The 25,639-nt window shown below is 56.3% G+C and carries 28 protein-coding genes and 1 tRNA gene; 18 read left to right on the plus strand and 11 right to left on the minus strand.

Features of this window, described 5'->3' with window-relative positions:
* Positions 1-2: 2 nt before the first annotated feature.
* Together ACXADZ_RS02665 and ACXADZ_RS02670 are read right to left on the minus strand one after the other, a co-directional pair.
* A complete protein-coding gene (locus tag ACXADZ_RS02665) occupies positions 3-557 on the minus strand; it encodes a L,D-transpeptidase (RefSeq protein WP_475192487.1) in 555 nt (184 codons plus the stop codon).
* Positions 558-720: 163 nt separating this feature from the next.
* Positions 721-927 (minus strand): cold-shock protein, encoded by a 207-nt coding sequence (locus ACXADZ_RS02670; protein WP_171093536.1) that lies wholly within the window; start codon positions 925-927, stop codon positions 721-723.
* A 461-nt stretch (positions 928-1,388) separates the two neighbouring features.
* On the opposite strand from ACXADZ_RS02670, the gene ACXADZ_RS02675 reads away from it, so the two are divergent.
* Complete coding sequence (locus tag ACXADZ_RS02675; RefSeq protein WP_475192489.1) at positions 1,389-1,778, plus strand: hypothetical protein; 390 nt, start codon at positions 1,389-1,391, stop codon at positions 1,776-1,778.
* Positions 1,779-2,033: 255 nt separating this feature from the next.
* Here ACXADZ_RS02675 and ACXADZ_RS02680 read toward each other — a convergent pair whose 3' ends face one another.
* Together ACXADZ_RS02680 and ettA are read right to left on the minus strand one after the other, a co-directional pair.
* Positions 2,034-2,384, minus strand: a complete 351-nt coding sequence (locus ACXADZ_RS02680) for a hypothetical protein (protein WP_475192490.1) — start codon at positions 2,382-2,384, stop codon at positions 2,034-2,036.
* Positions 2,381-4,048: an energy-dependent translational throttle protein EttA gene (gene ettA, locus ACXADZ_RS02685; protein ID WP_475192492.1), complete on the minus strand. Its 1,668-nt coding sequence runs from the start codon at positions 4,046-4,048 to the stop codon at positions 2,381-2,383. The genes ACXADZ_RS02680 and ettA overlap by 4 nt, the downstream gene beginning before the upstream one ends.
* 138 nt (positions 4,049-4,186) lie before the next feature.
* On the opposite strand from ettA, the gene ACXADZ_RS02690 reads away from it, so the two are divergent.
* From ACXADZ_RS02690 to dacB, 3 genes are all read left to right on the plus strand, one after another.
* A complete protein-coding gene (locus tag ACXADZ_RS02690) occupies positions 4,187-4,657 on the plus strand; it encodes an MOSC domain-containing protein (RefSeq protein WP_475192494.1) in 471 nt (156 codons plus the stop codon).
* Positions 4,658-4,689: 32 nt separating this feature from the next.
* A complete protein-coding gene (locus ACXADZ_RS02695) occupies positions 4,690-5,310 on the plus strand; it encodes a nicotinate-nucleotide adenylyltransferase (RefSeq protein ID WP_475192495.1) in 621 nt (206 codons plus the stop codon).
* A gap of 66 nt (positions 5,311-5,376) precedes the next feature.
* A complete protein-coding gene (dacB, locus tag ACXADZ_RS02700; protein WP_475192497.1) occupies positions 5,377-6,855 on the plus strand; it encodes a D-alanyl-D-alanine carboxypeptidase/D-alanyl-D-alanine endopeptidase in 1,479 nt (492 codons plus the stop codon).
* Between the two features lie 26 nt (positions 6,856-6,881).
* On the opposite strand, the gene ACXADZ_RS02705 is transcribed toward dacB, so the two are convergent.
* The 3 genes from ACXADZ_RS02705 to ACXADZ_RS02715 form a co-directional block, all read right to left on the minus strand.
* Complete coding sequence (locus ACXADZ_RS02705) at positions 6,882-7,304, minus strand: tellurite resistance TerB family protein (protein ID WP_171093520.1); 423 nt, start codon at positions 7,302-7,304, stop codon at positions 6,882-6,884.
* Between the two features lie 102 nt (positions 7,305-7,406).
* Positions 7,407-7,781: an EamA family transporter gene (locus ACXADZ_RS02710; RefSeq protein WP_171093518.1), complete on the minus strand. Its 375-nt coding sequence runs from the start codon at positions 7,779-7,781 to the stop codon at positions 7,407-7,409.
* Positions 7,778-8,515, minus strand: coding sequence for a class I SAM-dependent methyltransferase (locus ACXADZ_RS02715; RefSeq protein WP_475192499.1), 738 nt, complete (start codon positions 8,513-8,515; stop codon positions 7,778-7,780). The genes ACXADZ_RS02710 and ACXADZ_RS02715 overlap by 4 nt, the downstream gene beginning before the upstream one ends.
* Positions 8,516-8,895: 380 nt before the next feature.
* Here ACXADZ_RS02715 and ACXADZ_RS02720 point away from each other — a divergent pair, with 380 nt between their 5' ends.
* The 5 genes from ACXADZ_RS02720 to ACXADZ_RS02740 all read left to right on the plus strand — a co-directional run bounded on the left by ACXADZ_RS02720 (position 8,896) and on the right by ACXADZ_RS02740 (position 14,284).
* A complete protein-coding gene (locus tag ACXADZ_RS02720; protein ID WP_171647344.1) occupies positions 8,896-10,470 on the plus strand; it encodes a lysine--tRNA ligase in 1,575 nt (524 codons plus the stop codon).
* Positions 10,471-10,518: 48 nt separating this feature from the next.
* Positions 10,519-10,920, plus strand: coding sequence for a DUF4864 domain-containing protein (locus ACXADZ_RS02725; RefSeq protein ID WP_171184075.1), 402 nt, complete (start codon positions 10,519-10,521; stop codon positions 10,918-10,920).
* A 138-nt stretch (positions 10,921-11,058) separates the two neighbouring features.
* Positions 11,059-13,344 (plus strand): glycosyl hydrolase family 28-related protein, encoded by a 2,286-nt coding sequence (locus ACXADZ_RS02730; protein ID WP_475192502.1) that lies wholly within the window; start codon positions 11,059-11,061, stop codon positions 13,342-13,344.
* 141 nt (positions 13,345-13,485) lie between these two features.
* A complete protein-coding gene (locus ACXADZ_RS02735) occupies positions 13,486-13,803 on the plus strand; it encodes an antibiotic biosynthesis monooxygenase family protein (RefSeq protein WP_171093509.1) in 318 nt (105 codons plus the stop codon).
* A 73-nt stretch (positions 13,804-13,876) separates the two neighbouring features.
* On the plus strand, positions 13,877-14,284 hold the full coding sequence (locus tag ACXADZ_RS02740) for a universal stress protein (RefSeq protein WP_171093507.1): 408 nt from the start codon (positions 13,877-13,879) through the stop codon (positions 14,282-14,284).
* A 3-nt stretch (positions 14,285-14,287) separates the two neighbouring features.
* Here the strand turns inward: ACXADZ_RS02740 and ACXADZ_RS02745 are convergent, their stop codons facing one another.
* The gene (locus ACXADZ_RS02745) at positions 14,288-14,764 is read right to left on the minus strand and encodes a HugZ family pyridoxamine 5'-phosphate oxidase (protein WP_475192504.1); all 477 of its coding nucleotides are present in this window, start codon (positions 14,762-14,764) and stop codon (positions 14,288-14,290) included.
* A 119-nt stretch (positions 14,765-14,883) separates the two neighbouring features.
* Between ACXADZ_RS02745 and ACXADZ_RS02750 the strand changes: the two genes are divergently transcribed.
* On the plus strand, positions 14,884-15,306 hold the full coding sequence (locus ACXADZ_RS02750) for an excalibur calcium-binding domain-containing protein (RefSeq protein WP_475192506.1): 423 nt from the start codon (positions 14,884-14,886) through the stop codon (positions 15,304-15,306).
* 18 nt (positions 15,307-15,324) lie between these two features.
* On the opposite strand, the gene ACXADZ_RS02755 is transcribed toward ACXADZ_RS02750, so the two are convergent.
* Positions 15,325-15,753, minus strand: coding sequence for an excinuclease ABC subunit B (locus tag ACXADZ_RS02755; RefSeq protein ID WP_171669147.1), 429 nt, complete (start codon positions 15,751-15,753; stop codon positions 15,325-15,327).
* A gap of 221 nt (positions 15,754-15,974) precedes the next feature.
* Here ACXADZ_RS02755 and ACXADZ_RS02760 point away from each other — a divergent pair, with 221 nt between their 5' ends.
* Positions 15,975-16,265, plus strand: a complete 291-nt coding sequence (locus ACXADZ_RS02760) for an antibiotic biosynthesis monooxygenase family protein (RefSeq protein WP_171620929.1) — start codon at positions 15,975-15,977, stop codon at positions 16,263-16,265.
* Positions 16,266-16,467: 202 nt separating this feature from the next.
* On the opposite strand, the gene ACXADZ_RS02765 is transcribed toward ACXADZ_RS02760, so the two are convergent.
* Entirely contained in the window at positions 16,468-17,643 is a 1,176-nt protein-coding gene (locus ACXADZ_RS02765; RefSeq protein WP_475192509.1) for a hypothetical protein, read from the minus strand.
* A complete protein-coding gene (uvrB, locus tag ACXADZ_RS02770) occupies positions 17,644-19,833 on the minus strand; it encodes an excinuclease ABC subunit UvrB (RefSeq protein ID WP_475192510.1) in 2,190 nt (729 codons plus the stop codon).
* A 269-nt stretch (positions 19,834-20,102) separates the two neighbouring features.
* On the opposite strand from uvrB, the gene ACXADZ_RS02775 reads away from it, so the two are divergent.
* From ACXADZ_RS02775 to ACXADZ_RS02805, 7 genes are all read left to right on the plus strand, one after another.
* Positions 20,103-20,414 (plus strand): ETC complex I subunit, encoded by a 312-nt coding sequence (locus tag ACXADZ_RS02775; RefSeq protein ID WP_475192512.1) that lies wholly within the window; start codon positions 20,103-20,105, stop codon positions 20,412-20,414.
* On the plus strand, positions 20,415-20,891 hold the full coding sequence (locus tag ACXADZ_RS02780) for a GNAT family N-acetyltransferase (RefSeq protein ID WP_475192513.1): 477 nt from the start codon (positions 20,415-20,417) through the stop codon (positions 20,889-20,891).
* Between the two features lie 21 nt (positions 20,892-20,912).
* A tRNA-Arg gene (locus ACXADZ_RS02785) sits at positions 20,913-20,989 on the plus strand.
* A 441-nt stretch (positions 20,990-21,430) separates the two neighbouring features.
* Positions 21,431-22,444 carry an inositol 2-dehydrogenase gene (gene iolG, locus ACXADZ_RS02790; protein WP_475192515.1) on the plus strand — a complete coding sequence of 338 codons (1,014 nt, stop codon included), beginning with the start codon at positions 21,431-21,433 and terminating at the stop codon, positions 22,442-22,444.
* A 125-nt stretch (positions 22,445-22,569) separates the two neighbouring features.
* Entirely contained in the window at positions 22,570-23,490 is a 921-nt protein-coding gene (locus ACXADZ_RS02795; protein ID WP_475192517.1) for a sugar ABC transporter substrate-binding protein, read from the plus strand.
* A gap of 68 nt (positions 23,491-23,558) precedes the next feature.
* Entirely contained in the window at positions 23,559-24,665 is a 1,107-nt protein-coding gene (locus ACXADZ_RS02800) for an ABC transporter permease (protein ID WP_171234881.1), read from the plus strand.
* A gap of 1 nt (position 24,666) precedes the next feature.
* On the plus strand, positions 24,667-25,488 hold the full coding sequence (locus ACXADZ_RS02805) for an ATP-binding cassette domain-containing protein (protein WP_171093484.1): 822 nt from the start codon (positions 24,667-24,669) through the stop codon (positions 25,486-25,488).
* Positions 25,489-25,639: the final 151 nt, after the last annotated feature.

The following is a 25,639-nucleotide window of genomic DNA, read 5'->3' on the forward strand; positions in this document are numbered from 1 at the left end:
GATCAGACGACAGTGACCACTGTTCCGATTGGGACACGATTGTATAGGTCAATGACATGTTCGTTCAGCATACGGACGCACCCGTTTGACACTGCATGACCAATGGTTTGCGGCTGCGTTGTGCCGTGGATGCGGAAATATGTGTCGACGCCGTTCTGGAATAGATACAGCGCCCGCGCGCCCAGCGGGTTATCTCCGCCACCGGGTTGGACATAGTCATTGTCTTTGAATTTTGCGTAGGCCACCGGGTCCCGTTCGATCATTTCATCGGTCGGACGCCAGGTGGGCCATTCCTTTTTCACATCGATGGTCGCCGATCCAGTAAATTCCAGCCCCGCCTTTCCAACACCACAACCATAGCGGATCGCTTTGCGTGGTTCGGTCACGTAGTAGAGATAGAACGACCGGGGGGCGACCAGAAGCTGCCCAGGCACAAATTGCTTTTTGATGCGCACGAATTGCGGCGTCGGATCATACTCGACCGCTTTCTTGGCGCTGGCAATTCCCGGCAACAGGCTGGCTGCTGTTCCGGCCAGAAAAACACGGCGTGTAAACATCGAAAACCCTCATCGAATGACCAATGAAACTTAAGAACAGTTTCAGTATGATATGATATTTGGTCAATTCTGGGGCAAACATCACGTGGTCGTGATGTGTTCCGGCCGCCACGTAGGCGAGCAGGAGGGAAAGGGCAAGGCCATGCCTTACCCTTAGACTGGCTTAGGCCAGCTGGATGTTGTCGGCGCTTTCACGACCGTCACGACCAGCGCGCAGTTCATACGTGACCTTCTGGTTGTCGGCCAGACCGGTCAGGCCCGAACGTTCGACAGCCGAGATGTGAACGAAGATGTCTTTGCCGCCATCTTCGGGTGCGATAAAGCCGTAGCCTTTGGTGGTGTTGAACCATTTTACGGTGCCTGCGGGCATATCCGTGTCTCCTGTTTGGTGCTGCCCGCGTGGATGCGGCAGCCTGGCGTCGTTGTCTGGATCGATAGACTGAGCGCCGTAAAAGGAGACAGTGGGTCGAAATAGAAAAACGTAAGCTCCTTTCATATGGCATTGAGGTGGCCATGTGGCAAGGGATGATCGCCTGGATTGAACCTTGGCCCCAGAGCCTATTGCGGTGTTTCAAGGGGTTTTTGATCAAAGGGTTGGACTTGCCGTGCCCGGCTCATACGACCGGTGGTTATCCCCGTTTCCGAATAAACGCATAACGAGACAATTGAGAATCGCAGCTTTGCTTGCGGCCCTTTGAGGTACGGAATCAGAGTCGTCTTGCTAAGACGGTATCCTTTGATCTCATAAGTCTTCATTTTAATTCAATTATTGTGATGTTTGAAAAATGACGCTGGGATGCTATGTTTTATGCCAGTGTCGTGGGGGCGATTATGAGAGTTATTTGCACATTAGCGGTTCTGTTTTGGGCCGGAGCGTCAGAAGCTTTGACCGTTTCAGATGGGTCGGAACGTTCGACTGCTGATGGTGATCAATTTTCATCCGAGCTTTTCCCAGGCTTTGATAGCGAAAGACATCGTGAAGAATTGGAATGGGAAAATCTCCGTTTGACCCAAGCACCCGAACCCTCTGAACATGACCGGCATCTTGAAGAGTCGGAGCTATTGCGGGAACGCACCAACCAAGAGCAGGGCGTAACGGAAGGCGCCGTGGCGCAGGCAAACCTTGCAGCTGTTCCGATACCAGCCAGTTGGTTGCTGCTGCTCGGCGCTTTGGCCGGGCTGTTTGGTCTGGGCAAACTTCGCGGAAACCGGTTAGCTTGAGGGCTGCAACTGCTATCATCCATTAGAGCTTTGACTGGGACGCCGGAGTTTGGTTGCTTCGCGCGTAAGAGTCGAAAAACCCAATTCCGTAAGCCGGGCTTCAGCCCGGCTTTCACCATGGCGTTCGGATCGATTGGAGGGTTTCGGTGCGGGTCATTGGCCGATGCTGTTAAATGCGCTTGTATTGCGGGGAGAGCCGGGCCGAAGCCCGGCCTACCAATATGTAAGTGACGCGTTCAAGCAAACATCCAAGTGCTACTCGGAGACTCCTAAGTCCTTTCGCATAACATGCAGTACATTCTGCACGGCGATCGTGCGTTCATGTGATCCGGGTTTTGTATCAACCAGCGCTTTCACCGCCAAGCGTACTGGATGCGGGGCTACGAGTTCGCATCGAGCGATCCAATGGCCTACAAGTAGAGCAGCTTCTTCTGTGCGCTCGATTTCTGAGCGATGCATCGCTTGCCATCGGCCCACATACGCATCTTTGCGTTCCTGAAATCTTAGCTTCTTACGAATATCAGCACGAGTGAGAAGCCATTGAGTGATCACTGTTGCCAGTGATCCAAGCCCCAACGCGCCAATGATGGTAATCCATTCGTTCACCGCGCAAACTTCTTATGCTTCAACCGCTTGGGCTCCAGCGCGTCCGGTCCCAGACGGCGCTTTTTGTCCTCTTCGTAATCCTCAAAGTTGCCCTCGAACCACTCGACATGCGCGTCACCCTCAAACGCCAGAATATGCGTACAAATCCGGTCGAGGAAGAAGCGGTCGTGCGAAATCACAACGGCGCAGCCGGCGAAATCGACCAGTGCGTCTTCCAGCGCGCGCAGGGTTTCGACGTCCAGATCGTTGGTCGGTTCGTCGAGCAGCAGGACGTTGCCGCCCTCTTTCAGCAGGCGGGCCATGTGGACGCGGTTGCGCTCACCGCCTGACAGCAGCGAGACCTTCTTCTGCTGGTCGCCGCCCTTGAAGTTGAAGGACGAGCAATAGGCGCGGGAATTGACCTGAGCATCGCCCAGTTGGATGATCTCGGCGCCGCCGGTGATCGCTTCCCACACGGTGTCGTTGTCTTTGAGGTCATCGCGGGACTGGTCGACATAAGACAGCTCGACCGTGTCGCCCAGTGTGATGGTGCCGCTGTCGGGCTGTTCCTGACCGGTGAGCATCTTGAACAGCGTCGATTTACCCGCGCCGTTGGGGCCGATGACACCGACGATGCCGCCGGGGGGCAGGGCGAAATCCAGTCCTTCGATCAGTTGCTTGTCGCCCATGTGTTTCGAAAGACCCTCGACCTCGATCACCTTGCCGCCAAGGCGCTGACCGTTTGGAATGACGATCTGGGCGCGCGTCAGCTTTTCGCGCTCGGACTGCTCGGCCAGTTCGTTATAGGCGTTGATCCGGGCCTTGGATTTGGCCTGACGGGCCTTCTGGCCCTGACGCATCCATTCCAGTTCGCGCTGCAGGGTCTTCTGCTTGGACTTGTCCTCGCGGGCTTCTTGCTCCAGCCGTTTGGCTTTTTGTTCCAGCCACGCGGAATAGTTACCCTCGTAAGGAATACCCCGGCCACGGTCGAGTTCCAGAATCCAGCCGGTGATGTCATCCAGGAAATAACGGTCGTGAGTGACGATCAGGATGGTGCCCTTGTAGTCGATCAGGTGCTGTTGTAGCCAGGCGATGGTCTCGGCGTCCAGGTGGTTGGTCGGTTCGTCGAGCAGAAGCATGTCGGGCGCTTCGAGCAGCAGCTTGCAGAGCGCCACGCGGCGTTTCTCACCACCCGAGAGGTTGGCGATATTGGCATCGTCCGGCGGGCAGCGCAGCGCCTCCATCGAAACGTCGATCTGGCTGTCGAGGTCCCACAGGTTTTCCGCGTCGATCGCGTCCTGCAGGGTGGTCATTTCCTCCATCAGTTCGTCCGAGTAATTCTCGGCGATCTCCATGGCGATTTCGTTGAAGCGGTCGACCTTGGCCTTTTTCGCGGCGACGCCCAGCATGACATTTTCGCGGACGGTCAGCAATTCATCCAGCTGCGGCTCCTGCGGCAGATAGCCGACCTTGGCACCTTCTGCGGCCCATGCCTCACCAGTGAAATCGGTGTCGAGACCGGCCATGATTTTCATCAGCGTCGATTTACCCGCGCCGTTGACGCCGACGACACCGATTTTCACGCCGGGCAGAAAGCTCAGGTGGATGTTTTCAAAGCACTTCTTGCCACCGGGATAGGTCTTGGAGACACCCTGCATGTGGTAGACATATTGATAGGCGGCCATGTCGCGTCCTCTGGGTAGGGGAAATTGAGTTGAAACGTTGGATATCCGAGGCGGGCGTGCTGGGCAAGCTGGTGGTTTTGTGAATTTCGATTAGTGCCGGTTTCACCTAAACAGGCTTGATCATACAAGGGGTATAGATTGTCTGAATTGGCAAAGTTGATTGAAGGTTGGGCGCAGCCGGGGCGTGTCGAATGGATCGGCCTTCGGTCTGAGAGGCGGTCAGAGATGACTATAGCGGACGAGGTATTGATCGCCACTGACGGGCTCGACGGCGACCGAGGCCGTGCGGGCAAGCGGGCAGTGACTTTGATCCAGCAGGAGCATCTGGCGGCGATTGGCTCGTATTTGGGGCAACAGCCGGTTGCGCCTGAAATCCTGCGGCGCAATCTAGTGGTTTCGGGGATCAATCTGGCGGCGCTCAAGGGGCGCGAGGTGCAGGTGGGCGAGGCCGTTCTGCGCTTTACCGTGATCTGCGCGCCGTGCAGTAGGATGGAAGAGGCTCTGGGTCAGGGCGGTTACTCTGCCGTGCGCGGGCACGGGGGGTGGTGTGCCGAAGTCCTCCGCCCGGGGCGTGTCAAGCTGGGTGATGCGGTGCAACCTGTTGATTGACAACCCCTCTCAGTTCTGAACATCAGCAAGGGATGGAGCGTTACCATATTCCATATGCGCGACCGGGGCAGGTTGTTGGGCTGTTCGGCGGGTCTTTTGATCCTCCGCACAAAGGCCATGTGCACGTCACGCGTGAGGCGACGAAGGCGTTTGGCCTGGATCGGGTGTGGTGGCTGGTCTCGCCGGGCAATCCGTTGAAAGAACATGGGCCAGCCCCGATGGCGCGGCGGTTGCGAGCCGCAAAAGCTGTGATGCAGCACCCGAAGGTTGACGTGACGGATATCGAGGCGCTGACGGGTACGCGGGCGACGGCGGATACTCTGGCAGCGCTTAGGCGGCTGTATCCGCAGGTTCGGTTTGTCTGGTTGATGGGGGCTGACAATCTGGCGCAGTTCCACAAATGGAAAGACTGGCGGCTGATCATGGATAGCGTGCCTGTTGGAGTGGTGGCGCGGCCGGGGGATCGGATCTCGGCCCGGATGTCACCGGCGGCGCGGCTTTATGCGAAGTACCGGATCGACGGGCAGGCGCGGCATCTGCTCGGTCGCGCGCAAGCCCCGGCCTGGTGTTTCGTCAATGTGCCGATGGTTGATGTCAGCTCGACCGAAATCCGGACGCGCGGAGAGTGGCGCGCGCAAGTGTTGCCGGAATAGCCCCTATGGGCGCATAATCTCAGCGAGAGGTTGTGTGATTTTATTCAGTAGGATTTTAATTCAGCTATGGCTGATCGATTTTCACGTCGTGTGTTTCTGGGGGGATTGGGGGTATCTCTGATCCCGGCAGCAGGTCTTGCGCAGGCCCCGCTAGTTTCTCTCAGGCCGCAGATCCGTGGGGTGCCGTTAAGCGGGGCCGAGCGTCTGGTGGCTGCCGCTGGATTAAAGGGCGAGGTTGTGTTTGCGGTTGCGGATGTAGCGACCGGGGCGCAGCTGGAGGTGTTTGGCGATGGGGCCGCCTTGCCCCCCGCCAGTGTCGGCAAAGCGTTGACCGCACTTTATGCGCTGGATGTTCTGGGCGCGGATCACCGGTTTGAAACCCGTTTGGTGGCCGATGGTCGGATCGAAAACGGTATTCTGCATGGCGATTTAATCCTTGTAGGCGGTGGAGACCCCTTGCTGGACACAGATGCGCTGGCCACGATGGCGGCCAACCTGCGCGAGGCTGGGATTACCGAGGTGCGCGGTGCGTTCAAGGTCTATGACGGGGCACTGCCATTTGTGTTCAGCATCGACCCTGGACAGCCGGATCATGTGGGGTACAGTCCTGCCATCAGCGGGATTTCGTTGAATTTCAACCGGGTGCACTTTGAGTGGAAGCGCGCGGGCAAAGGATATGACGTCAGTATGGACGCACGCAGTGCGCGTTATGTTCCTGCGGTCGACGTGGCCTCGATGCGGGTCGAGAGCCGAAGCCTGCCGATTTATACCTATCAACCAAGCGCGCGACAGGATCGCTGGACCGTGGCCAAGGGTGCGCTGGGCAATGGTGGGGCTCGCTGGTTACCGGTGCGCAAACCCGCGCTTTACGCTGGCGATGTGTTTCGAACATTGGCGCGATCAAACGGGATTGTGCTGGGACGGGTGCAGGTGACACGAGAGCGCTCGCAGGGCTTGGATCTTGTGGTGCATCGCAGTGATCCCTTGGAGAGCATTCTAAGCGGGATGTTGAAATATTCGACCAATCTGACGGCTGAGATGGTCGGAATGGCTGCGACAAAGGCACGGGGAGTTTATCCGGGGAACTTGGCAGAGTCGGCGGCCGAGATGAACCGATGGGCCTTGGAGAGCTTTGGCGTCAGCGGTATTGCGATGGTCGATCATTCCGGTTTGGGCGATGCCTCGCGCATCGTGCCCGCAGATCTGGTTTCGGCCTTGGTGGTCGCACAGAAGGCAGGGATATTGCGCCCCTTGATGAAGCCTTTTGCCTTGACCGATCGGAATGGTCGAGTCGTCAAGAACCACCCAGTTAAGGTTGACGCCAAGACCGGGACACTGAACTTTGTTTCCGGGCTGGGCGGTTTCCTGACAACAGCAGACGGGGTCGACCTGGCCTTTGCTATCTTCACGGCAGACGTGGCGAAACGCGCGAAAATACCACGTGCTCAGCGTGAACGTCCGGATGGTGCGCGCAGCTGGAACCGAAGGTCGCGAAAGCTGCAACGCGCACTGCTTGAAAGGTGGGGTTCGCTATATGGCAGTTAAGCTGTGAAACCCGACGACGCCTGTTGTCAGACGGCGTGACGCGCGCGGGCACCGCGTTCAATTGCGGCTGCGTGCAGGCGGTCGATACTCAATTCGTACCGGATTTCTTCCAGCAAACGCAGCTCGGTCTCGGCCAGCGATCCATCTGCGGCGGCAACATCACAGGCCAGCGCATAAGCTGTTTCGTTCAGCCGTTCAGGAAGGTTGTCGCGGATCAGGCCAAACAGAGCATCCAGCCCGTCTTCCTGTTCAAACAAATCAAACACGATCTGTGACACGTGGCGCATCCGGTCGATGTCATACCCGGCGAAGACCGGCAGCATATTCACCGCCACTTCGATCTTGACCAGTTCAGCAGTTCGGATCGTTTCGTCAGATGCCGAAATCGCAACCATGATCGCCACAAGGCAATCCTGTGGGGACATCGGGTGGGGAACTTGCTCGGTCATTCGGTGCATCCTGCTTGGGGTTCTTCAAAAGCGCAGGATAGAAGGGGGGCAGGGCAGGTTCAACATCTTGTTTTGCCGCGCTTGTGCGGAAGGTTGCACCGGTCAGGTATTCATCACTGCCATTCCGCTCAGCAAAAGCCCGGCCCCGATCCAGTAGCGCAGCCCCAGCGTTTCGCCGAAGAACAGCCACGAGGCGAGGGGAACCAACACAAAACTAAGCGCCATGAATGGATAAGCTTGCGACAGAGGCACATGTCTAAGCACATAAATCCAAAGGATGGTAGCGGATCCGTAGATCGCAAGTGCGACAAGCAAAAAAGGGTCAAAAAGGGTGTGTACTACGCCCACTAAGCCTGTGGCGTCGCGTCCGTCGATCCGCCCACCTGCGAGCTTGAACAACACCTGACCGGCGGAAATCATGACAGGTGTCAGCAGCAAGCCTGTCCAGATCAATACCGTTGGCGCGGTGGCGCTCATGCCGCCTGATCCTTTACGGGCTTTTCGTTGCTTTGATCCACAGGGCAATCTTCGCAGTAATAGATGTCGCGCCCGATATCTTCGCAGACATGTACGCTCGGGCTGGGATGTACAGCGCGCAAAAAGCTGTGGGTGTAGGGGAAGAAGTTAAAGTGCGGATTGAAGCTGTAGCGGTATTCCCTCTCACGCGGGACCACAATGATGACGCGCTTGCGCGCGACCCGGCGCAGTTCAGCAATCGCTTGGCGATAATCCAGCAGGTGCTCGATCACATGAGTGCAGATAACGGTGTCGAAGCTGTTGTCGTCAAAGGGCAGATCTTCGATCCGCGCGGCGACATAGGTAATGTTGTCCAGAGCTTCCGCGTCGTCGACCACAAAATCCACGCCGGTCATGGCGGCTATGTCTGGGCGCTGGGCACGGATACGCTGTAAAAGAACACCAGTGCCGCAACCGACATCGCAGATGCTGTCGCCCACGATGTCTTTGGCAATCCGATCTATGCAGGCTTCGGAATTGTCGGTTCCGTTATGAACGCGCGGATGGTCGCGATACAGGGTTTCGTATTCTTCGTCTGTCAGAAAAGGCGCACGTTCACGGAATGCCGCCAGCCGGGTTATATGTTCACCCCAGACCCGACGAGCAAGCCAGTGAAAGGCGGCGCTGTCGCGTAAGATTGGCGGTACGATGTCTTCAAGCACAAAGCGGATCAGATTGGTCGTTTCGCGTCGCATCTTTTGTCCTGTGGTCCGGTAAGCTTCCTGATCTTGCCCTAGTCATACATGGCCCGAGAAGCCCGTGAAATATTCGGGCCAAGTCAGAGCGTACGGCCCGTGTCTTTTTTGTTTCGGAGAGGACAATCGCCCCAGCATTGTGGCTTCAGTAAGGCTGAGCTGTGAAACCTGTGTCTCGGGCCTATTGAAGACAGCGTTCGGGTATTCGGAGTAGTGCAGGAGACTTTAGCCCTTTGAGCATGGGAAAACACCGGCTTCTGGTCAGTTATGGCAGGAAACGGGCCAGTGCTTTATTGACTCATGCTGCACTGGCACAATAGGAGGGGCCGGTCCGGTTGCATGGGGCAACCAAGGCACCTTTCCCGATGGAGCACATTGAAATGTCTGAACTGCGTGAAACCGCGATGTCGTCCAAGGCCTGGCCTTTTGAAGAGGCGCGCCGGTTGCTCAAACGCTATCAGAAAGGTGCTCCGGAAAAGGGGTATGTGTTGTTTGAAACCGGCTATGGCCCTTCGGGTCTGCCGCACATCGGTACCTTCGGTGAGGTTGCGCGGACCACAATGGTAAAGCGTGCGTTCGAAGCGCTTTCTGACATTCCGACCAAGCTGATCTGTTTCTCGGATGATTTGGACGGGATGCGGAAGGTGCCCAGCAATGTGCCGAACCCGGAGATTCTGGAGCAGCATTTACAGCGCCCTTTGACCTCGGTGCCGGATCCGTTTGGTGAATATGACAGCTTTGGCGCGCATAACAACGCGATGCTGCGGCGTTTCCTAGACACATTTGGGTTTGAGTACGAATTCTACTCGGCCAAAGAATTCTATGAGTCCGGGCAGTTTGACGAAATCCTCAAACGTGCGGTTGAACGCTATGATGAAATCATGGCGATCATGCTCAAGAGTTTGCGGGAAGAGCGCCAGCAGACCTATTCGATTTTCCTGCCGCTGCACCCTGAAAGCGGGCGGGTCATGTATGTGCCGATGAAAAAGGTCTGCGCTGAAACATACACCGTGACCTTTGACGATGAGACAGGCAAGGAATGGACCGTTCCCGTCACCGGGGGCCATGTGAAGCTGCAATGGAAGCCGGACTTTGGCGCGCGCTGGGCCGCTCTGGGTGTCGATTTCGAGATGTACGGCAAAGAGCACGCGACGAACGAAAAGATCTATGACTCGATCTGCCGTGCGCTTGGCGGCCGTGCGCCCGAGCATTTCAGCTATGAGCTGTTCCTGGATGAAAACGGTCAAAAAATCTCGAAGTCGTCCGGCAACGGCGTGTCGATTGACGAATGGCTGACCTATGCGCCAACCGAGAGCTTAGCGTATTTCATGTATCAAAAGCCCAAAACAGCCAAGCGGATGCATTTTGATGTGATCCCGAAAGCATACGATGAGTATCATCAGCAGTTGCGTGCCTATCCGGGGCAGGATTTGAAGGCGCAGTTGAACAACCCGGTCTGGCATATCCATGGTGGTGACGTTCCTGAATCGACGCTGATCGTGCCCTTTGCGATGTTGCTGAACCTCGCATCCGTATCGGGGGCGGAGGACAAAGAAACGCTATGGGGCTTTATTCGCCGCTATGCGCCCAACGCAACGGCCGAGAGCCACCCTGACCTGGATCAGGCGGCTGGGTTCGCTGTGCGTTATTTTAACGACTTCGTCAAACCGACGCGCAAGCACCGCGCACCGACGGATCAGGAACGCGAGGCACTGGAGGCACTGAAGGCTGCGCTTGAAGCCTATGATGGCCCCACCGAGGATGAGGCGCTGCAGTCGGTGGTCTATTCGATCGGGCGCGAGCGGTTTGACCCGATGCGCGGCTGGTTCACAGCCCTTTACGAAGTGCTTCTTGGCGCGTCGCAAGGCCCGCGTTTCGGGGGGTTCATCGCGCTGTATGGTGTGCCGGAAACAATTGCTCTGATCGACAAAGCACTGGCCGGAGAGCTGGTCTGATTTGACCTGAACAGGTCTGGGGCTACCCTATCTGCAGGAGGTGGCCCCATGCGTCGATTATTGCTTGCTCTTTCCTTGAGTGCCGGACTGGTGTCGGGGGCGTATGCCCAAAGTTCTGAAATCGAAGCGAACATCGCGGCGCAGATACAAGCCTTCAAGGCCGATGATTTCGCGACGGCCTTTACTTTCGCCAGCCCAAACATTCAGCGGCTCTTCCAAAATCCGGACAACTTTGGAGCAATGGTCCGCAACGGGTATCCCATGGTTTGGCGACCTGCTGATGTACGCTTTCTGGAACTGCGCGAGATTGCCGGGTCATTGTGGCAGAAAGTCATGATCACCGACGGCGATGGGCGCGTTCACATTTTGGACTACCAAATGATCCCTTTGGAAGGTGGTTGGAAAATAAATGGCGTTCAATTGTTGGGTAACGCTGACCCTGCGGCTTGAGGCAACACCACCGTCACGGTGAGATGAGCCGTGGTTAATTCCCTTTCGGTATCCAGACTTTCGCGTTCGGGGTGGACCTGAACACGGGGTTTGGACGCGTCGCATGACCTGCGCGACGCGATTGAGAAAGGGATTTCAATGAACAAGGCAATCACTGACGGCATCGTGTTCATGCCACCTCAATTCGCGAATGGCCTGACAGTCTGGTCTGCCGGGGACGGGACTCCGGGCTCGCCGACCTATGGCGGGTCCGGCACAGGGGTTTTTGCGCCTTCGGATGCGGATTTTGGTGGCTGTCTTGAGATTCTGAAAGTGAACACAACACAGCAGCTGCGCTATATGGGGCAGACGCCGATATTGCCCGGTTGTTACCTGCAGATCAAAGCGCGTGTCAAAGCGATTAGCGGGCCATTGCCTTCGGTGCGGATTGCCGCTTGGGCCGGGGGTGCAGGGGATGCACATGTTGCAGGCGTTGTGGAGCAGGGTCCGGCAACTCAGCTATCGGGTTATGGTTCAGTGCATGAAATTACGGCGATAGTTGGCACCGGCCAACGTCCGGGGGTGGATATGCCTTGGGGTCTTGCCGCGTTGTATGGGCATTTTGGCTTGGACATCGAAGGGGCCAACGGTGCCTTGGTGCGCGTGGATGATCTTGAGATATCCGACGTCACCAATGTCTTCCTTCGTGAAATGATCAGTCTGGTGGATGTTCGGGATTATGGCGCGGTCGGTGATGGTGTTACGGACGACTCCACCGCGTTTGAGGCCGCAGATCAGGCCGCTGGCGGGCGTCGCGTCTATGTTCCGCAGGGAAACTACTATCTTGGGGAAAACACCAGCATGACCTCTGAGATGGAGTTTGAAGGCACCGTTACGATGCCGGATGACAAGATGCTGTTGCTGACCAAAGACTTCCATCTGCCAAGTTACATTGCGGCCTTCGGTGATGAAGAGCTTGCTTTCAAAAAGGCGTTTCAGGCGTTGCTGAATAACGCGGATCATGAATCGCTTGACCTGGGCGGTCGCAAAATCTCGGTAACGGCTCCGATTGACATGGCCGCAGCGGTTCCGAACAAACAAGGCTTTTCCACCCGCCGAGTGATCCGCAACGGTCAGTTCGATGTCAAGAGCAGCACGGCCTGGGATACCGAGACCTTCACATCGGTGGCAACCTATGATCCTTCGGATAGAACGCGACTGACCAATGTGGCCAATGTGGCGAATATTCCTGTGGGTTCGTTGGTGCAGGGCAGTGGTGTGGGCCGCGAAATCTATGTGCGGTCAAAGAACATTGGTGCTGGTGAGATCATCCTGAACGCGCCAATCTATGATGCGTCGGGCACGCAGACGTTCACGTTCCACGCGTTCAAATACCTTCTGGATTTCAGCGGCTTCAATACACTGCGTAAATTCGGCATGGAGCAGATCGAGTTTCAGTGCAACAGCAGATGCAGCGCCATTCGGCTGGCGACTTCGGGCGGCACATTCCAGTTGAAAGATTGTTTTGTCAGCCGCCCGAAAGACCGGGGGATCACCTCGATTGCGACAGGGTGCAAGGGGATGCTGATCGACAATTGTCAGTTCCTGTCGGCGGAAGAATCCTTGCCTGTGACGGATCGATCGTCAATCGGGCTGAACACCAATTCGAACGACGTGAAACTGCGCCACAACCAGGCCGTGCGCTTTAAACACTTTGCCGTTCTGGGCGGTGACAACAACATGGTTCTCGGTAATCATTTTTTCCAAGGTGATGGCATTCCGCAAGGCGTACGCACCGCCGGGTTGATCATGATCGGCACGTATAACAGTTCCACTATTGCCGAAAACTATGTCGACAATTGTTTCATCGAATGGACCAATGAACGGGACGCGTCGCCCGCTTTCACCAGCGGTTTCTCGTTCAGTGCCATGAGCATCACGGACAATATCTTCTATTCAAGTCAGGCGCCGTCCTGGTTCAGCTTTATCATTATTCGTCCATATGGGGCCGGGCATTTCCTGAATGGTTTGGCTGTGACTGGAAACAAGTTTCGGGCCACTAGTGGTTCGATAAATCGGGTGGAAAGGGTGGACACATCTTTTGCGGATCTCAACAACAACAGGCACACGAATGTGACGTTCCGGAACAACACCTACCACGGTGTCACAAAAATGACCGCGCACCCGCTGAGAGTCCGGCGTCAGCAAAACTCGGTCGCAAGTTATTGGCCAGTTTTGTCGAATGGAGAACTGCCGTTCAATGGTAAAGCGCGTAGTTGCGATAGTATTACCGTGCTCGGTGGGCTTACCGGGGTTTTCAATAACCAGGTTTTTGCGGCACCTCACGTCCTGCCCGAGCAGGGGTCGCTGGGTGCTAGCCTGACCCTGAGATGGCCTGAGCAGGTTAAGGGCGAAGTCACTGCGTTGATTCGGATGGAAAAATAATGGCAGCACTGGCCGCTCTAAATAGGGCGGCCAATTCTTCGGGTTTGCCAGGAACACCTCGAGTTGCTTTGCGGTGTGACAGGAAATAGGCGACGTTTTTGTTGGGTGTGCTAGGCTGAGGAAAGCAAATGGAGAATCCCGATGCCGAAAATCGCCAAAGATGCCAGTGTTCAAACAGTTATCACAACCTTCGAAATGACGCCGGGTACTTGTCAGGACCTTTTGGAAGCCTTGACCGACGCTTATGCCGAATTCATTTCCAAGCAGCCGGGTTTTGTTTCCGCAGGGCTGCATGTGAACGACGCGCAAACCCGAATCGCCAACTACTCGCAATGGGAACGGCGCGAAGATTTTCTGGCCATGTTGCGGACGCCTGAGATGCGCGACCGCAACCGCAAGATCAACGAACTATGCAAAAGCTTTGAGCCGGTCATGTATGACGTGGCCGAGACATTCTGAAATTCCTGACCTGAATCAAAGCCTGCAGTATTAATTTGTTTCAAAGTGAGCCTGCAAAACGGAGGCTCACGCTATGTATCACAACATTCTTGTCCCTATCTCATTCGATGCTGAAAGAGACACCTCCGGGCCGTTGAAACTGGCTCAACTGTTGGCCACACCAGACGCGCAGGTGACATTGCTGCATGTGGTCGAGCATATTCCGAACTATGCGATTTCGTATATGCCGCCCGAATACCTGACCGAAGCACGCAAGGCGATTCAGACGGAATTGGATGAATTGGCAGCGCAGTTGCCAAATGCGCGTGGATTGGTGATCGAAGGACACTCTGGCCGCACAATTCTGGATTGGGCCGAAGCCAACTCTCCCGACCTGATCATCATGGCGTCGCATCGACCGGGCATGCAGGATCTGCTGCTGGGTTCAACTGCTTCACATGTCGTACGACATGCTGGGTGTGCTGTGCATGTGGTGCGCTGAACGTCAGAAATCACTTGCTGTCAGGCGATAGGCTTTGCCAAAACCTCCGTTCAGCAAACCATCCTGGATGGTGAACCTGACAAAACTGAAATCGGCGAAATCGATATACAGTTTTGCCTTAGGCCGCAGGCTCAGATACCGCTCACGCAGCGGGGCATACTCTGGCATGTCCCGGTATACCCAATGCGCCACAGCGTGAAGTGTCAGACGGGGATGGGTCAGCGGGTCGCCTTTGTCTTCGGGCTCTCCGACCAGAAGGGCACAATTCGGGTTGGCGTTCAGGGCTTGGGTGTGTTCGGCCAGTGACGAGATCAGCGTGACAGGGCAGCCATCCGTATCCGTAGCCAGCGCGATACGGGACAGTGTTGGCAAACCCGTCTGAGGATGCAAAACCGCCAACGCAGCAAACCGCGCCTGCTCCAAAAGCTCTTTGGCCTGCGCGCGGACCGTTTCGTCTGGGGTTTGGTAGGGACCGGTCACGGTTTGGCGAGACCTCGCAATCAGGGTTTGGCAGTGACACTAAAGCGTAAATCGGCGGCCCGCCAACCTTTCGATCCGATTGCCTCGGCTTTGCCACATATCCATCGTAAGACCCAGGCATGCTGTTCAAGAAACCCATGCAGGACGCGCCTGACCTGAACCCAAGATCAACCCGCCGACACCAGCGGGCCGAGGCCACGCGTCGGCAGGCACTGTCTCCGGTACGCATACTGATCATGGTACTATTGCTGCCCCTCACGACTGTGCTGATCGCGGTGGGCGTTTTCATTCGGGTGTCTGAGTATAATAGGGATGAGGCCGTGATCCACCTGATCGCGCTGGCAGGGTGTGACGCGACGCAGGCCATGGGGATCGGGCCGTTCCGGGAAGGTCAGCCGGGGTACCACACGCGCAATGACCCGGATGGAGACGGCGTTGCCTGTGGGTTTGCCGAGACGCCTGCACCGCAGGCCGCGCAATCTGAAAGCCGCCCAGAGCCGCAACAACGTGCGGTCGGTAACGCCAAATTCGTGCGCCCATAGCGGGCAAAGGGAACCCGTTCAGGACAAATGCGCGCCTGCACAGGTGCGAAAGATTCGCACCTGCGGCGCTGCATCGATCAGGGGAAATTCTGCGACCCCGTCTTGTGTGAAAGCATAGGCGACCTGGTTGTACTCCAACCCATCCAGCACGTTCCCAAAGCCGGTATCCGTCACCGTCAACGCAGATCCTCCGTCGGACAAGACATGGCGTGGGGTGGCGATTTCGATGGGGTTTCGTCCTTCGAACCGCATGGCAAACCACGGGGACTGAGCCCAGACCTGATCTTTCCGAGTAACCGTCAACGTATAGAGCGGCGCAGACGGGTCATAGGTCAGGAAGATCGTCGCCGCACCTGTGTCATGCGAAAGCGTGCAGATATCGCCCACCGTCGCCTCCCACGCGAAAGCCGGGGTGGCCAGGATCAGAGAAGTCAGGATTGCACGCATGGATGGGGATGTAGCCGCTGAACAGGGCAAGACAAGGCCCCGGGGACGCTGGGCTGCAACCCTGAAGTGTCAGAGGCTTGCGCGCAGTGAGGCGCGTGGTTGAAAATGGCCGAAAATCCTACGTATCAATCTGAGATTTCAAGCCCCTGTGCTAGGATGCGCGCGGCGCGGCCGTTCTGGCTGCGCCACATGACAGTTCTGTCACGTGAGGGAGGAAAGCAATGTTTGCACGTATTACCCAATTCAAAATGAAGCCCGGAACGCGCGAGGCCGCCACGGCAAAAATGAACGAATTGAAATCCGAGATCATGGGCATGCCCGGCATGCATTGCTTTACCAACGTGATGAACGAGGACGGATCGGGCTATGTGATCTCGGTGGTGGAAAGCGAAGCGACCTCGAACGCAAACGCGCCCAAAGTGGCCGAGCTGTGGGGCCATTTCGCCGAATTCATGGAAGGCCCGCCCTCACCGGTCGGATACGATGTGATTGCCCATTGGGATAAGGGGTAAAGGTTAGGGCGGGGGTTACCCGCCCTTTCTTTTGGTTGGAGGGAGCAGCGCTTTTGACATCATGCGTGCTGGGCACGGGTGTTCGTCATGCCAAACGTTTGGAATCACAATCTGTGATTTCAAACGTGGAGGAGGGTGAAGCGGGATGCAAAGGTGGAGTATGGGGCGGTGACTTCGTGAGCTGAGAGTAAGGAAACCGCCTTCAATCCCAGTTGATGTCGTCTTGATCAATGAAGCCTGTAACAAAGTTATTTTTGTCGCCTTCCTGAAAAAGCTCTAGAACATACCAAAAGACGCCTGAACCCTCGAGGCCAGGAGAAGAGTACATTGTCGCCGCCTTTTCCATGTTTTCAGGAACCTTTTGAAGCACTTTGCTATTTCTGCTTGCCTTCTCAAAAATTGGCGCACCAGACTTCGGAAAGACTTGGTAATTTATCGACCTTCTTACCCAGCGCAATGATCTTTGAAACGCTTCTTTCTTCCGAATTACGTCAACAGTGTTTTCGAATACGTATGCCGCACGTTGCTGGAGGCCGTCCTCCTCAAAGATATCTAAGGCATTCTTCTCGACCCATTCATCCTCTGATGAATGCCGATACACTTCTGGCGTTAGCCGCCAAATATTCCACCACACTCCATGATCGATCTGTAGCTTAGTGAGTTCTGCGTCAATCCTCCCATGATCAAGCACAATATAGTCAAAAGGGCATTTTACGTGCTCATTGATATACTCGGAGTTGCGAGTGTAGTTCGGCGCAAAGCAACCAAGAGTAACGAATACATTGACGGAGGTTTCACTAGTTTGTTCAAATGCTTTGACATCGTATGGTTTTTCGAACTCTAGAAAAAAGGCTCTTCTAGCAAGGATCAAAACATCTCGATATCGCTCCATCGACAGTGCTTGCTCGCACTCCTTTAGAATGTCTTTTGCCTCACCATCGTTGAGAGTGTCCACCAAACTCAGTGACCAGAAATCCTGATCGAACACCGCGTTAGTAGCTTCGGTAAAGAACTCCTTACAAACACCGAGGTATCCCATTAGTTCGGTGTGATCTGGCCGAACTCCATGATGTTTGGAATTCACGCGAACCTTATTTATTTGAATAAGGCGACTCCTGTACGGCAGTTCTACATCGTTAGGCAGTTTTTCGTTTATTTTGTCGAGATAGCCAGAAAATTCAGTATGCGGCTTAACACTCGAGTTTAGAAAGTCAGCTCCGGCAATAAGAAAAGTTTCGAGCGCGTCGTGAAGTAGGGAAATACATGCAATTACTGCTGGGTTTCGATCAATTGCTGCTTGGTCACTGGCCAATTGATAGAGATATCTAGTAGCAATGAGCTGTTTAATTTGCTTCTCATCAAGTTTCAACTGTTTCACCTAGTTCCTCTTCCGCCGCTTTACATTCCCACCCCGCTGCCCCGGCCTGCCAGCCGTTGAGCGCCCTCGCGACTTCACCGCGTCTTCCGAGGCTTTCTCGACCGCCCATTGGCGTGCCATGGGGTCGTCGGCGACGGCCAGATCGACCGCTTCCAGACGTTTGATCTCATCCCGGATATTGGCGGCCTCTTCGAATTCCAGGTTTTCGGCGGCCTTGCGCATCTTCTCACGCAACCCGTCCAGGTGCGCTTCCAAATTCGCGCCGTGCATCGGTTTGTCGATGGTGGCGGTGACGCGGTTCATGTCGACGTCGCCTTCGTAGAGACCGGCCAGGACGTCCTCGACATTCTTTTTCACTGTCTCGGGCGTGATGCCGTGTTCCTTGTTATAGGCAAGCTGTTTGGCGCGGCGGCGGTTGGTCTCGTTCAGCGCACGCTCCATCGAGCCGGTGATCTTGTCGGCATACATGATCACCCGGCCATCGGCGTTGCGCGCGGCGCGGCCGATGGTTTGCACCAGTGAGGTCTCGGACCTTAAAAAGCCCTCTTTATCCGCGTCCAGAATGGCTACCAACCCGCATTCGGGGATGTCGAGCCCCTCGCGCAGCAGGTTGATGCCGACCAGCACATCGAATGCCCCCAGCCGAAGGTCGCGCAGGATTTCGATGCGTTCCAGCGTGTCGATATCCGAGTGCATGTAACGCACCTTGATGCCCTGCTCGTGCAAATATTCGGTCAGGTCCTCGGCCATGCGTTTGGTCAGCGTGGTGACCAGCGTGCGGAACCCATTGGCGGCGACCTTACGCACCTCGTCCAGCAGGTCGTCGACCTGCATGGAGACAGGGCGGATCTCGACCTCGGGGTCCAGCAGGCCGGTTGGGCGGATGACCTGTTCAGTGAAGACGCCGCCGGTTTGCTCGATCTCCCACTTGGCAGGCGTGGCCGAGACGAAGACCGATTGCGGGCGCATGGCGTCCCATTCCTCGAACTTCAGCGGTCGGTTATCCATGCAGGACGGCAGGCGGAACCCGTGTTCGGCCAGCGTGAATTTGCGCCGATAGTCTCCCCGGTACATGCCGCCGATCTGCGGAACGCTGACGTGGGATTCGTCGGCAAAGACAATGGCGTTGTCGGGGATGAATTCGAACAGGGTCGGGGGCGGTTCACCCGGAGCGCGGCCTGTCAGATAGCGCGAATAGTTCTCGATCCCGTTGCAGACGCCAGTAGCCTCGAGCATTTCCAAATCGAAATTGGTGCGCTGTTCCAGCCGTTGAGCCTCTAACAATTTGCCTTCGCCCACCAGTTGGTCCAGCCGGATGCGAAGTTCCTTTTTGATCCCGATGATCGCCTGCTGCATCGTGGGTTTCGGCGTAACGTAGTGCGAGTTCGCATAAACGCGCACCTGCTCCATCGTCGCGGCGCGTTCCCCGGTCAAAGGGTCGAACTCGGTGATCTGTTCCAGTTCCTCGCCGAAGAAGGACAGCTTCCAGGCGCGATCCTCAAGGTGGGCGGGCCAGATTTCCAGTGAATCGCCCCGCACCCGGAAGGACCCACGCTGGAATGCCTGATCGTTGCGGCGGTATTGCTGGGCGACCAGATCGGCCATTACCTGCCGCTGGTCGTATTCATTGCCGACCTTCAGATCCTGCGTCATCGCCCCGTAGGTTTCGACCGAGCCGATACCGTAGATGCAAGACACTGACGCCACGATGATCACATCGTCACGTTCCAGCAGCGCCCGCGTGGCCGAGTGGCGCATCCGGTCGATCTGTTCGTTGATCTGGGATTCTTTCTCAATGTACGTGTCCGAGCGCGGCACATAAGCTTCGGGTTGGTAGTAGTCGTAATACGAGACGAAGTATTCCACTGAGTTTTCGGGGAAGAAGCCTTTGAACTCTCCGTAAAGCTGTGCCGCCAGTGTTTTGTTCGGTGCAAGGATGATGGCTGGGCGCTGGGTTTCCTCGATCACTTTGGCCATGGTGAATGTTTTACCCGTCCCCGTCGCACCCAACAGCACCTGATCGCGCTCGCCGTCCAATACGCCGCCAGCCAGTTCCCTGATGGCCGTCGGTTGGTCACCTGCCGGGTTGAACTCGGTGTGCATCACAAACTGCTTGCCGCCTTCCAGTTTCAGGCGGGCGCGCACGTCGTCGGCGGTCAGTTGGGTCTTGTCGGAATGGGCGTAAGGCATCGGCAGGCTCCGCAGTCAGGCCCCTACATTTGTTCTTATTTTGTCCGTCTGCAAGGGCTGATCCGGATTCATTGCGCTCTCCACAGTCGGATGCCATGCGGTTGGTGATTCATTGTGATGTCCCAGCGTTTGATAGGTCTCTGATTTATCCCGGGCCAATGACAATTTCTGACATTAGGTCGCGGGCAACAGCCGCGACAATTGCAATCTTGCCCCCGGACGCTCTCTGACGCATAAACGGCTGAGCCAAGTGAGTACGGAGAGGCGACATGCGCGCACGGATTTACCAGCCTTCGCGAAACGCGATGACTTCGGGGATGGCCAAAACCCGCAAATGGGTTCTGGAATACGCCCCGGCCTCAGCGCGTGAGGTCGATCCGCTGATGGGCTGGACATCGTCCAATGACACGCAGACGCAGGTGCGCCTGAAATTCGACACCAAGGAAGAGGCTTTGGACTACGCCAAGGACAACGGTATCGAAGTGCTGGTCAGCGAACCGCACAAGCGCAAACCAAATCTGCGCGCCCGTGGCTATGGCGAGAATTTCGCCACCGACCGGCGCGGCCCCTGGACCCACTGAATGATTGAGATTCGCAGGGCCGATCCAACCTCGGACGCCCTTCGCGCCGTGGTGGACGCGCATTTTGCTCATAGCGAAACGGCAGGTCCTGCCGAAAGCAACCATACAATGGACGCCGAGTCGCTGGCCGGGCCGGGGATTCGGTTCTGGGCGATTTATGAGGGTCAGCAACCTTTAGGGTGTGGCGCGATGAAGATGCTGCCCGACGGAACCGCCGAGGTAAAGTCAGTGCATATTCTGGCGCAGGCGCGGGGCCGTGGTTTGGCGCGGCTGATGATGCAGCACTTGGCAGACTTGGCACGTGCCGAGGGGATTGAGGCCCTGGTTCTGGAGACCGGAGCAGCCCATCTTTCCGAATATGAAGCCGCCCGCAAGCTCTATGAGATATTGGGATATTCCTATTGCGGCCCGATCTTTGGCTATCAGGACGACCCAAACAGCGCCTTCATGCGCTTGGCCCTTGAACCCGGACAATAAAAACCGCAAGAAGGGCGCAGCGGTCCCTTAGCTCAACTGGATAGAGCAGCTGACTTCTAATCAGCAGGTTGAGGGTTCGAGTCCTTCAGGGATCGCCATCTTCATACGAAACACTTGAAACCAATGAAGCGCTCAGGCTCGTTTTGCTCTGTCGCCAAAACGACTCGTTGTTTCGTTGGGTGCGGGCATGTTTCTGAAGCCACCATGCGGCAGGTTGATCAGCACAGGTATCGGAAAGTTTAAGGGGCTGGACGAGGGGGTCATGCCAGCCCCTTTTAAGGGGTCACAGAGTGGTAGTGTGTGTTCCTTAATCGAACCCTACCCTGATTCACCGCGTTCGGAAATTGGGGGATTCCCGTAGACGCGCAAATGCGCGGAATTCGGCGCGTGGTGTATCATCGGAAGACCACGGTAGACCTTGTTTGGCGACCCCTTCGCGTGGGGCGTCGCAAAGATTTCTGATCCATTGAAAAAAGATATTGCAACCGGTTGCAAACAGAATCATTGTTACGTCCAACAACTAGATTCGGGAGAGCTGCATGTTGAAGGTTGGTTTGCTGGGCGCCGGACGCATCGGACGGGTACATGCGCAGGCCATTTCGGCCCACCCAAACAGCAAGCTCTGTGCTGTTTCAGACGCAGTGCCAGAAGCGGCAGAAAGCCTTGCCGGCGAATACGGGGCGCAGGCGCGTGGGTCGGACGAGATCATTGCAGACCCCCAAATTGATGCTGTTCTGATCGCAACGCCAACCGATACGCATTCTGACTTGATTGAAGCTGCCACAGCCGCAGGCAAAGCCGTATTGTGTGAAAAGCCTGTTGATCTGAGCCTGGAACGTGCTGCGCAATGTCTAAATGCTGTGTCCGGGCGGGGTAAGCCTGTGATGATTGGGTTTAACCGCCGGTTCGACCCCAATTTTTCGGCGTTGAAAGCAGGTTTAGAGGCGGGTGAAATCGGCAAAGCAGAGCTGCTGTCGATTACCTCGTTTGACCCGGCACCGCCTCCAGTCAGCTATGTCAAAGTGTCGGGTGGGCTGTTTCGGGACATGATGATCCACGATTTCGACATGGCAAACTATCTTATGGGCGAGGTTCCGGTTGTCGTTACTGCCGTCGGGTCGTCTCTTGTAGATGCCGAGATTGGCGCGGCTGGTGATGTGGATACCGCTGCGGTGACAATGACTTATGCAGATGGTCGTATTGCTGTTATCAAGAACTCGCGCCGTGCGGCCTATGGATATGACCAGCGGGTCGAGTTGCTGGGTTCAGGCGGATTGCTGCAAGCGCAGAACATGCTGGAAAATACGGTGGTCAAATCGACAGCAGAGGGCGTTGTCGGGGCAAAGCCAACCTATTTCTTTCTCGAACGTTACATGCCCGCTTACAAGGTGGAATGGGCCGCGTTTGTCGACGCTGTTGTGAACGGTTCAAAGGTTCCTGTTTCGTTGAAAGACGGTGTTGCCGCGCTTGCCATGGCCGAGGCCGCGACTCTGTCGATGCAATCCGGACAACCGGTTCGGATGGAAGAAATTTTGAAACCGGTTGCAAAATGATCGAAATTCTTCAAACTTACGTCAGCTCGGTTTTTGTGCCGCAGCCAATCAGATTCGGCACAGCCGGATGATCGGGGTTGGTCCCCCGACTTAAGATCAGACTGAAATCATGGGAGGAAACTGAAATGAAGAAATTTGTGAAAGGCGCGCTAGCTGCAGGGGCTTTGGCCCTGGCGACACCTGCGTTTGCACAGGAAATCGTGGTCGTGTCGCACGGCCAGGCCAACGACGCATTCTGGAACGTTGTGAAAAACGGCGTCGAGCAGGCTGGTAAGGACGTCGGCGTGAACGTCGAATACCGCGCACCAGAAACTTTTGACATGGTGGCGATGTCGCAGTTGATCGATGCTGCCGTGAACCAGGAGCCCGACGGCCTGATCGTCTCGATCCCGGATGCGGATGCGCTTGGCCCGTCAATTGAACGTGCCGTAGCTGCCGGTATCCCGGTGATCTCGATCAACTCGGGTTCGGACGTTTCGAAAGATCTGGGTGCTTTGCTGCACGTGGGTCAGGACGAGTTTGACGCGGGCAAAGCTGCAGGTGCCGAGCTGGCATCGATGGGCGGCAAAACAGCAATTTGTGTTAACCACGAAGTCGGCAACGTTGCGCTGGATCTGCGCTGTGCAGGTTTCGCGGAAGGTTTCGGCGGTGACGTCGAAGTGCTGCCGACCTCGAACGACCCGTCGGAAATCGAGTCGAAAGTTGCCGCTGCTCTGGCTGCAAACGAAGCCGTCGATACCGTGATGGCATTGGGTGCAAGCTCGGCCGGTGAGCCGACTGTTGCAGCCGTCAAGGGCTCGGGCCGGGATGTGAATGTTGCGTCCTTTGACCTGTCGGCCAACTTCCTGCAGTCGATCGCGGACGGTGACGCCGCCTTTGCCATCGATCAGCAACAGTATCTGCAAGGGTATCTTGCAGTGAACTTCATGGGCCTGCACGCCAAATACGGCCTGATGCCTGGTGGTAATGTTCCTTCAGGTCCCAACCTGGTGACTCAGGAGAAGGCCGCTCAGGTGATCGAACTGTCCTCGCAGGGCATTCGCTGATCCATTCCGGAACCTGAATAAACTGGGGCGGCGCAGCAGCGCCGTTCCAACCCAAATGGGAGGAAACGATGAGTGACTCAGCTCAAGTCGCCGGGGACGAAAGGGTCAAAAAAGAGCCTTTCATGACCAAACTCATGAAACGGCCCGAACTCGGTGCGATGGCCGGTGTCGTGCTGGTGGTAATCTTTTTTGCCATCACAGCAGACGACTCGATGTTTACCCTGGCCGGGATCATGAACTTCATGACACCTGCCGCACAGTTGGGAATTCTGGCCATCGGTGCCGCGCTGTTGATGATCGGGGGCGAATTTGACCTGTCCATCGGCTCGATGGTGGCGTTTGCGGGCCTGTTCTTTGGCGTCTGTGTGGTCACCTGGCAGTTGCCGCTGATCGTCGCGATCCCAATGACTTTTGTTTTCGCAGCATTTGTCGGGGCGATAAACGGAAACATCGTGATCCGGTCAGGTCTGCCGTCCTTCATCGTGACGCTGGCTTTCCTATTCATTCTGCGCGGTCTGTCGTTGGTTGGCCTGAAGGCCGCCACCGGAGGATCGACCCAGTTGCGTGGCGTTCGTGACGTGGTTGAGAACGACTGGCTGGCTCCGTTCTTTTCAGGCGAGGCTTTCGGCGGCCTGTTTACCTGGCTGGCCGAGAAAGGCATGATCGACACCTTCAAAAGTGGTGCGCCCAAAGTGCCTGGCATCCCGGTTGAAATCCTGTGGTTCATCGTTCTGGCGCTTGCAGCAACTTACGTGCTGCTGCGAACCCCGGCAGGGAACTGGATTTTCGCGTCGGGCGGCGACAGCACGGCGGCGTCAAACTCTGGTGTGCCGGTAAACCGGGTCAAGGTTTCGCTGTTCATGCTGACCGCCTGCTGTGCAGCGCTAGTGGCCATCATCACTGTGATCGACGCTGGTTCGACCGACGCACGTCGTGGGTTCCAGAAAGAGTTTGAGGCGATCATCGCAGCCGTGATCGGCGGCTGTCTGCTGACCGGCGGTTATGGCTCGGCCATTGGCGCGTTCTTTGGTGCGATCATCTTCGGTATGGTTGTCATCGGACTGACCTACACGGACTTCGATCAGGACTGGTTCCAGGTTTTCCTTGGCGCGATGCTGTTGATTGCGGTTCTGTTCAACAACGCGATCCGTAAACGCGTAACCGGGGAGCGTTGATATGACCGAAGATACCAAGTTCCACCACGGCGATGCGGCGACTGATGTGGCGCCCATCGTGGAAATGAAGAACATCGAAAAGCACTTTGGCAACATCATCGCTTTGGCGGGCGTCAGCTTTGACGTCAAACCGGGTGAATGTCATTGCCTGCTGGGCGACAACGGTGCAGGGAAATCGACCTTCATCAAGACCATGTCGGGCGTGCACAAACCCACCAAGGGCGAGATCTTCTTCGAAGGCAAACCGCTGCATTTCGACACGCCTCGGGATGCGATGGAGGCGGGCATTGCGACCGTGTTCCAGGATCTGGCGATGATCCCGCTGATGAGCGTCACGCGCAATTTCTTCATGGGGCGCGAACCGACCAAAGGTAAGGGCCTGATGAAGCGCTTCGATGTCGAACAGGCGAATGATGTCTGCATGGAAGAGATGCGCAAAATGGGCATCAACCTGCGCGGGCCGGATCAGGCCGTGGGCACCTTGTCAGGTGGCGAGCGGCAGACCGTCGCCATTGCTCGTGCCGTGTATTTTGGTGCCAAGATTCTGATCTTGGACGAACCGACCTCGGCCCTTGGCGTACGTCAAACCTCGAACGTTCTGGCGACTATCGACAAGGTACGCAGTCAGGGGGTTGGCGTGGTCTTCATCAGCCATAACGTGCGCCACGCTTTGGCAGTGGGTGACCGGTTTACGGTGCTTAATCGCGGCAAAACGCTGGGTACGGCGACCCGTGGTGAGATTACCCCTGAACAGTTGCAGGACCTGATGGCCGGTGGTCAGGAAATGGCCGAGCTGGAAGGGTCTTTGGGCGGTACAGTCTAAACTTTGAACACCCGGATGCCCTTTCGAGGGCATCCGAACGGGCGGTGACACCTGAGCTCACACTCAATTCAGGCTTGAGGCATTGGCCTGACATCTTCGTAAAAAAGCAACCTGTGGGCCGCTGGCAGCGGTTTCAAGTTGAAAGGGATCA

This window comes from Ruegeria sp. ABM4_193, assembly GCF_056158705.1.

What these genes read in the sequence shown, in the direction of transcription:
- ACXADZ_RS02665 (WP_475192487.1), bottom strand. Translation starts at nt 557, where the DNA reads ATGTTTACACGCCGTGTTTTTCTGGCCGGAACAGCAGCCAGCCTGTTG.
- ACXADZ_RS02670 (WP_171093536.1), bottom strand. Translation starts at nt 927, where the DNA reads ATGCCCGCAGGCACCGTAAAATGGTTCAACACCACCAAAGGCTACGGC.
- ACXADZ_RS02675 (WP_475192489.1), top strand. Translation starts at nt 1,389, where the DNA reads ATGAGAGTTATTTGCACATTAGCGGTTCTGTTTTGGGCCGGAGCGTCA.
- ettA (WP_475192492.1), bottom strand. Translation starts at nt 4,048, where the DNA reads ATGGCCGCCTATCAATATGTCTACCACATGCAGGGTGTCTCCAAGACC.
- ACXADZ_RS02695 (WP_475192495.1), top strand. Translation starts at nt 4,690, where the DNA reads ATGGAGCGTTACCATATTCCATATGCGCGACCGGGGCAGGTTGTTGGG.
- dacB (WP_475192497.1), top strand. Translation starts at nt 5,377, where the DNA reads ATGGCTGATCGATTTTCACGTCGTGTGTTTCTGGGGGGATTGGGGGTA.
- ACXADZ_RS02705 (WP_171093520.1), bottom strand. Translation starts at nt 7,304, where the DNA reads ATGACCGAGCAAGTTCCCCACCCGATGTCCCCACAGGATTGCCTTGTG.
- ACXADZ_RS02710 (WP_171093518.1), bottom strand. Translation starts at nt 7,781, where the DNA reads ATGAGCGCCACCGCGCCAACGGTATTGATCTGGACAGGCTTGCTGCTG.
- ACXADZ_RS02715 (WP_475192499.1), bottom strand. Translation starts at nt 8,515, where the DNA reads ATGCGACGCGAAACGACCAATCTGATCCGCTTTGTGCTTGAAGACATC.
- ACXADZ_RS02720 (WP_171647344.1), top strand. Translation starts at nt 8,896, where the DNA reads ATGTCTGAACTGCGTGAAACCGCGATGTCGTCCAAGGCCTGGCCTTTT.
- ACXADZ_RS02725 (WP_171184075.1), top strand. Translation starts at nt 10,519, where the DNA reads ATGCGTCGATTATTGCTTGCTCTTTCCTTGAGTGCCGGACTGGTGTCG.
- ACXADZ_RS02730 (WP_475192502.1), top strand. Translation starts at nt 11,059, where the DNA reads ATGAACAAGGCAATCACTGACGGCATCGTGTTCATGCCACCTCAATTC.
- ACXADZ_RS02735 (WP_171093509.1), top strand. Translation starts at nt 13,486, where the DNA reads ATGCCGAAAATCGCCAAAGATGCCAGTGTTCAAACAGTTATCACAACC.
- ACXADZ_RS02740 (WP_171093507.1), top strand. Translation starts at nt 13,877, where the DNA reads ATGTATCACAACATTCTTGTCCCTATCTCATTCGATGCTGAAAGAGAC.
- ACXADZ_RS02750 (WP_475192506.1), top strand. Translation starts at nt 14,884, where the DNA reads ATGCTGTTCAAGAAACCCATGCAGGACGCGCCTGACCTGAACCCAAGA.
- ACXADZ_RS02755 (WP_171669147.1), bottom strand. Translation starts at nt 15,753, where the DNA reads ATGCGTGCAATCCTGACTTCTCTGATCCTGGCCACCCCGGCTTTCGCG.
- ACXADZ_RS02760 (WP_171620929.1), top strand. Translation starts at nt 15,975, where the DNA reads ATGTTTGCACGTATTACCCAATTCAAAATGAAGCCCGGAACGCGCGAG.
- uvrB (WP_475192510.1), bottom strand. Translation starts at nt 19,833, where the DNA reads ATGCCTTACGCCCATTCCGACAAGACCCAACTGACCGCCGACGACGTG.
- ACXADZ_RS02775 (WP_475192512.1), top strand. Translation starts at nt 20,103, where the DNA reads ATGCGCGCACGGATTTACCAGCCTTCGCGAAACGCGATGACTTCGGGG.
- ACXADZ_RS02780 (WP_475192513.1), top strand. Translation starts at nt 20,415, where the DNA reads ATGATTGAGATTCGCAGGGCCGATCCAACCTCGGACGCCCTTCGCGCC.
- iolG (WP_475192515.1), top strand. Translation starts at nt 21,431, where the DNA reads ATGTTGAAGGTTGGTTTGCTGGGCGCCGGACGCATCGGACGGGTACAT.
- ACXADZ_RS02795 (WP_475192517.1), top strand. Translation starts at nt 22,570, where the DNA reads ATGAAGAAATTTGTGAAAGGCGCGCTAGCTGCAGGGGCTTTGGCCCTG.
- ACXADZ_RS02800 (WP_171234881.1), top strand. Translation starts at nt 23,559, where the DNA reads ATGAGTGACTCAGCTCAAGTCGCCGGGGACGAAAGGGTCAAAAAAGAG.
- ACXADZ_RS02805 (WP_171093484.1), top strand. Translation starts at nt 24,667, where the DNA reads ATGACCGAAGATACCAAGTTCCACCACGGCGATGCGGCGACTGATGTG.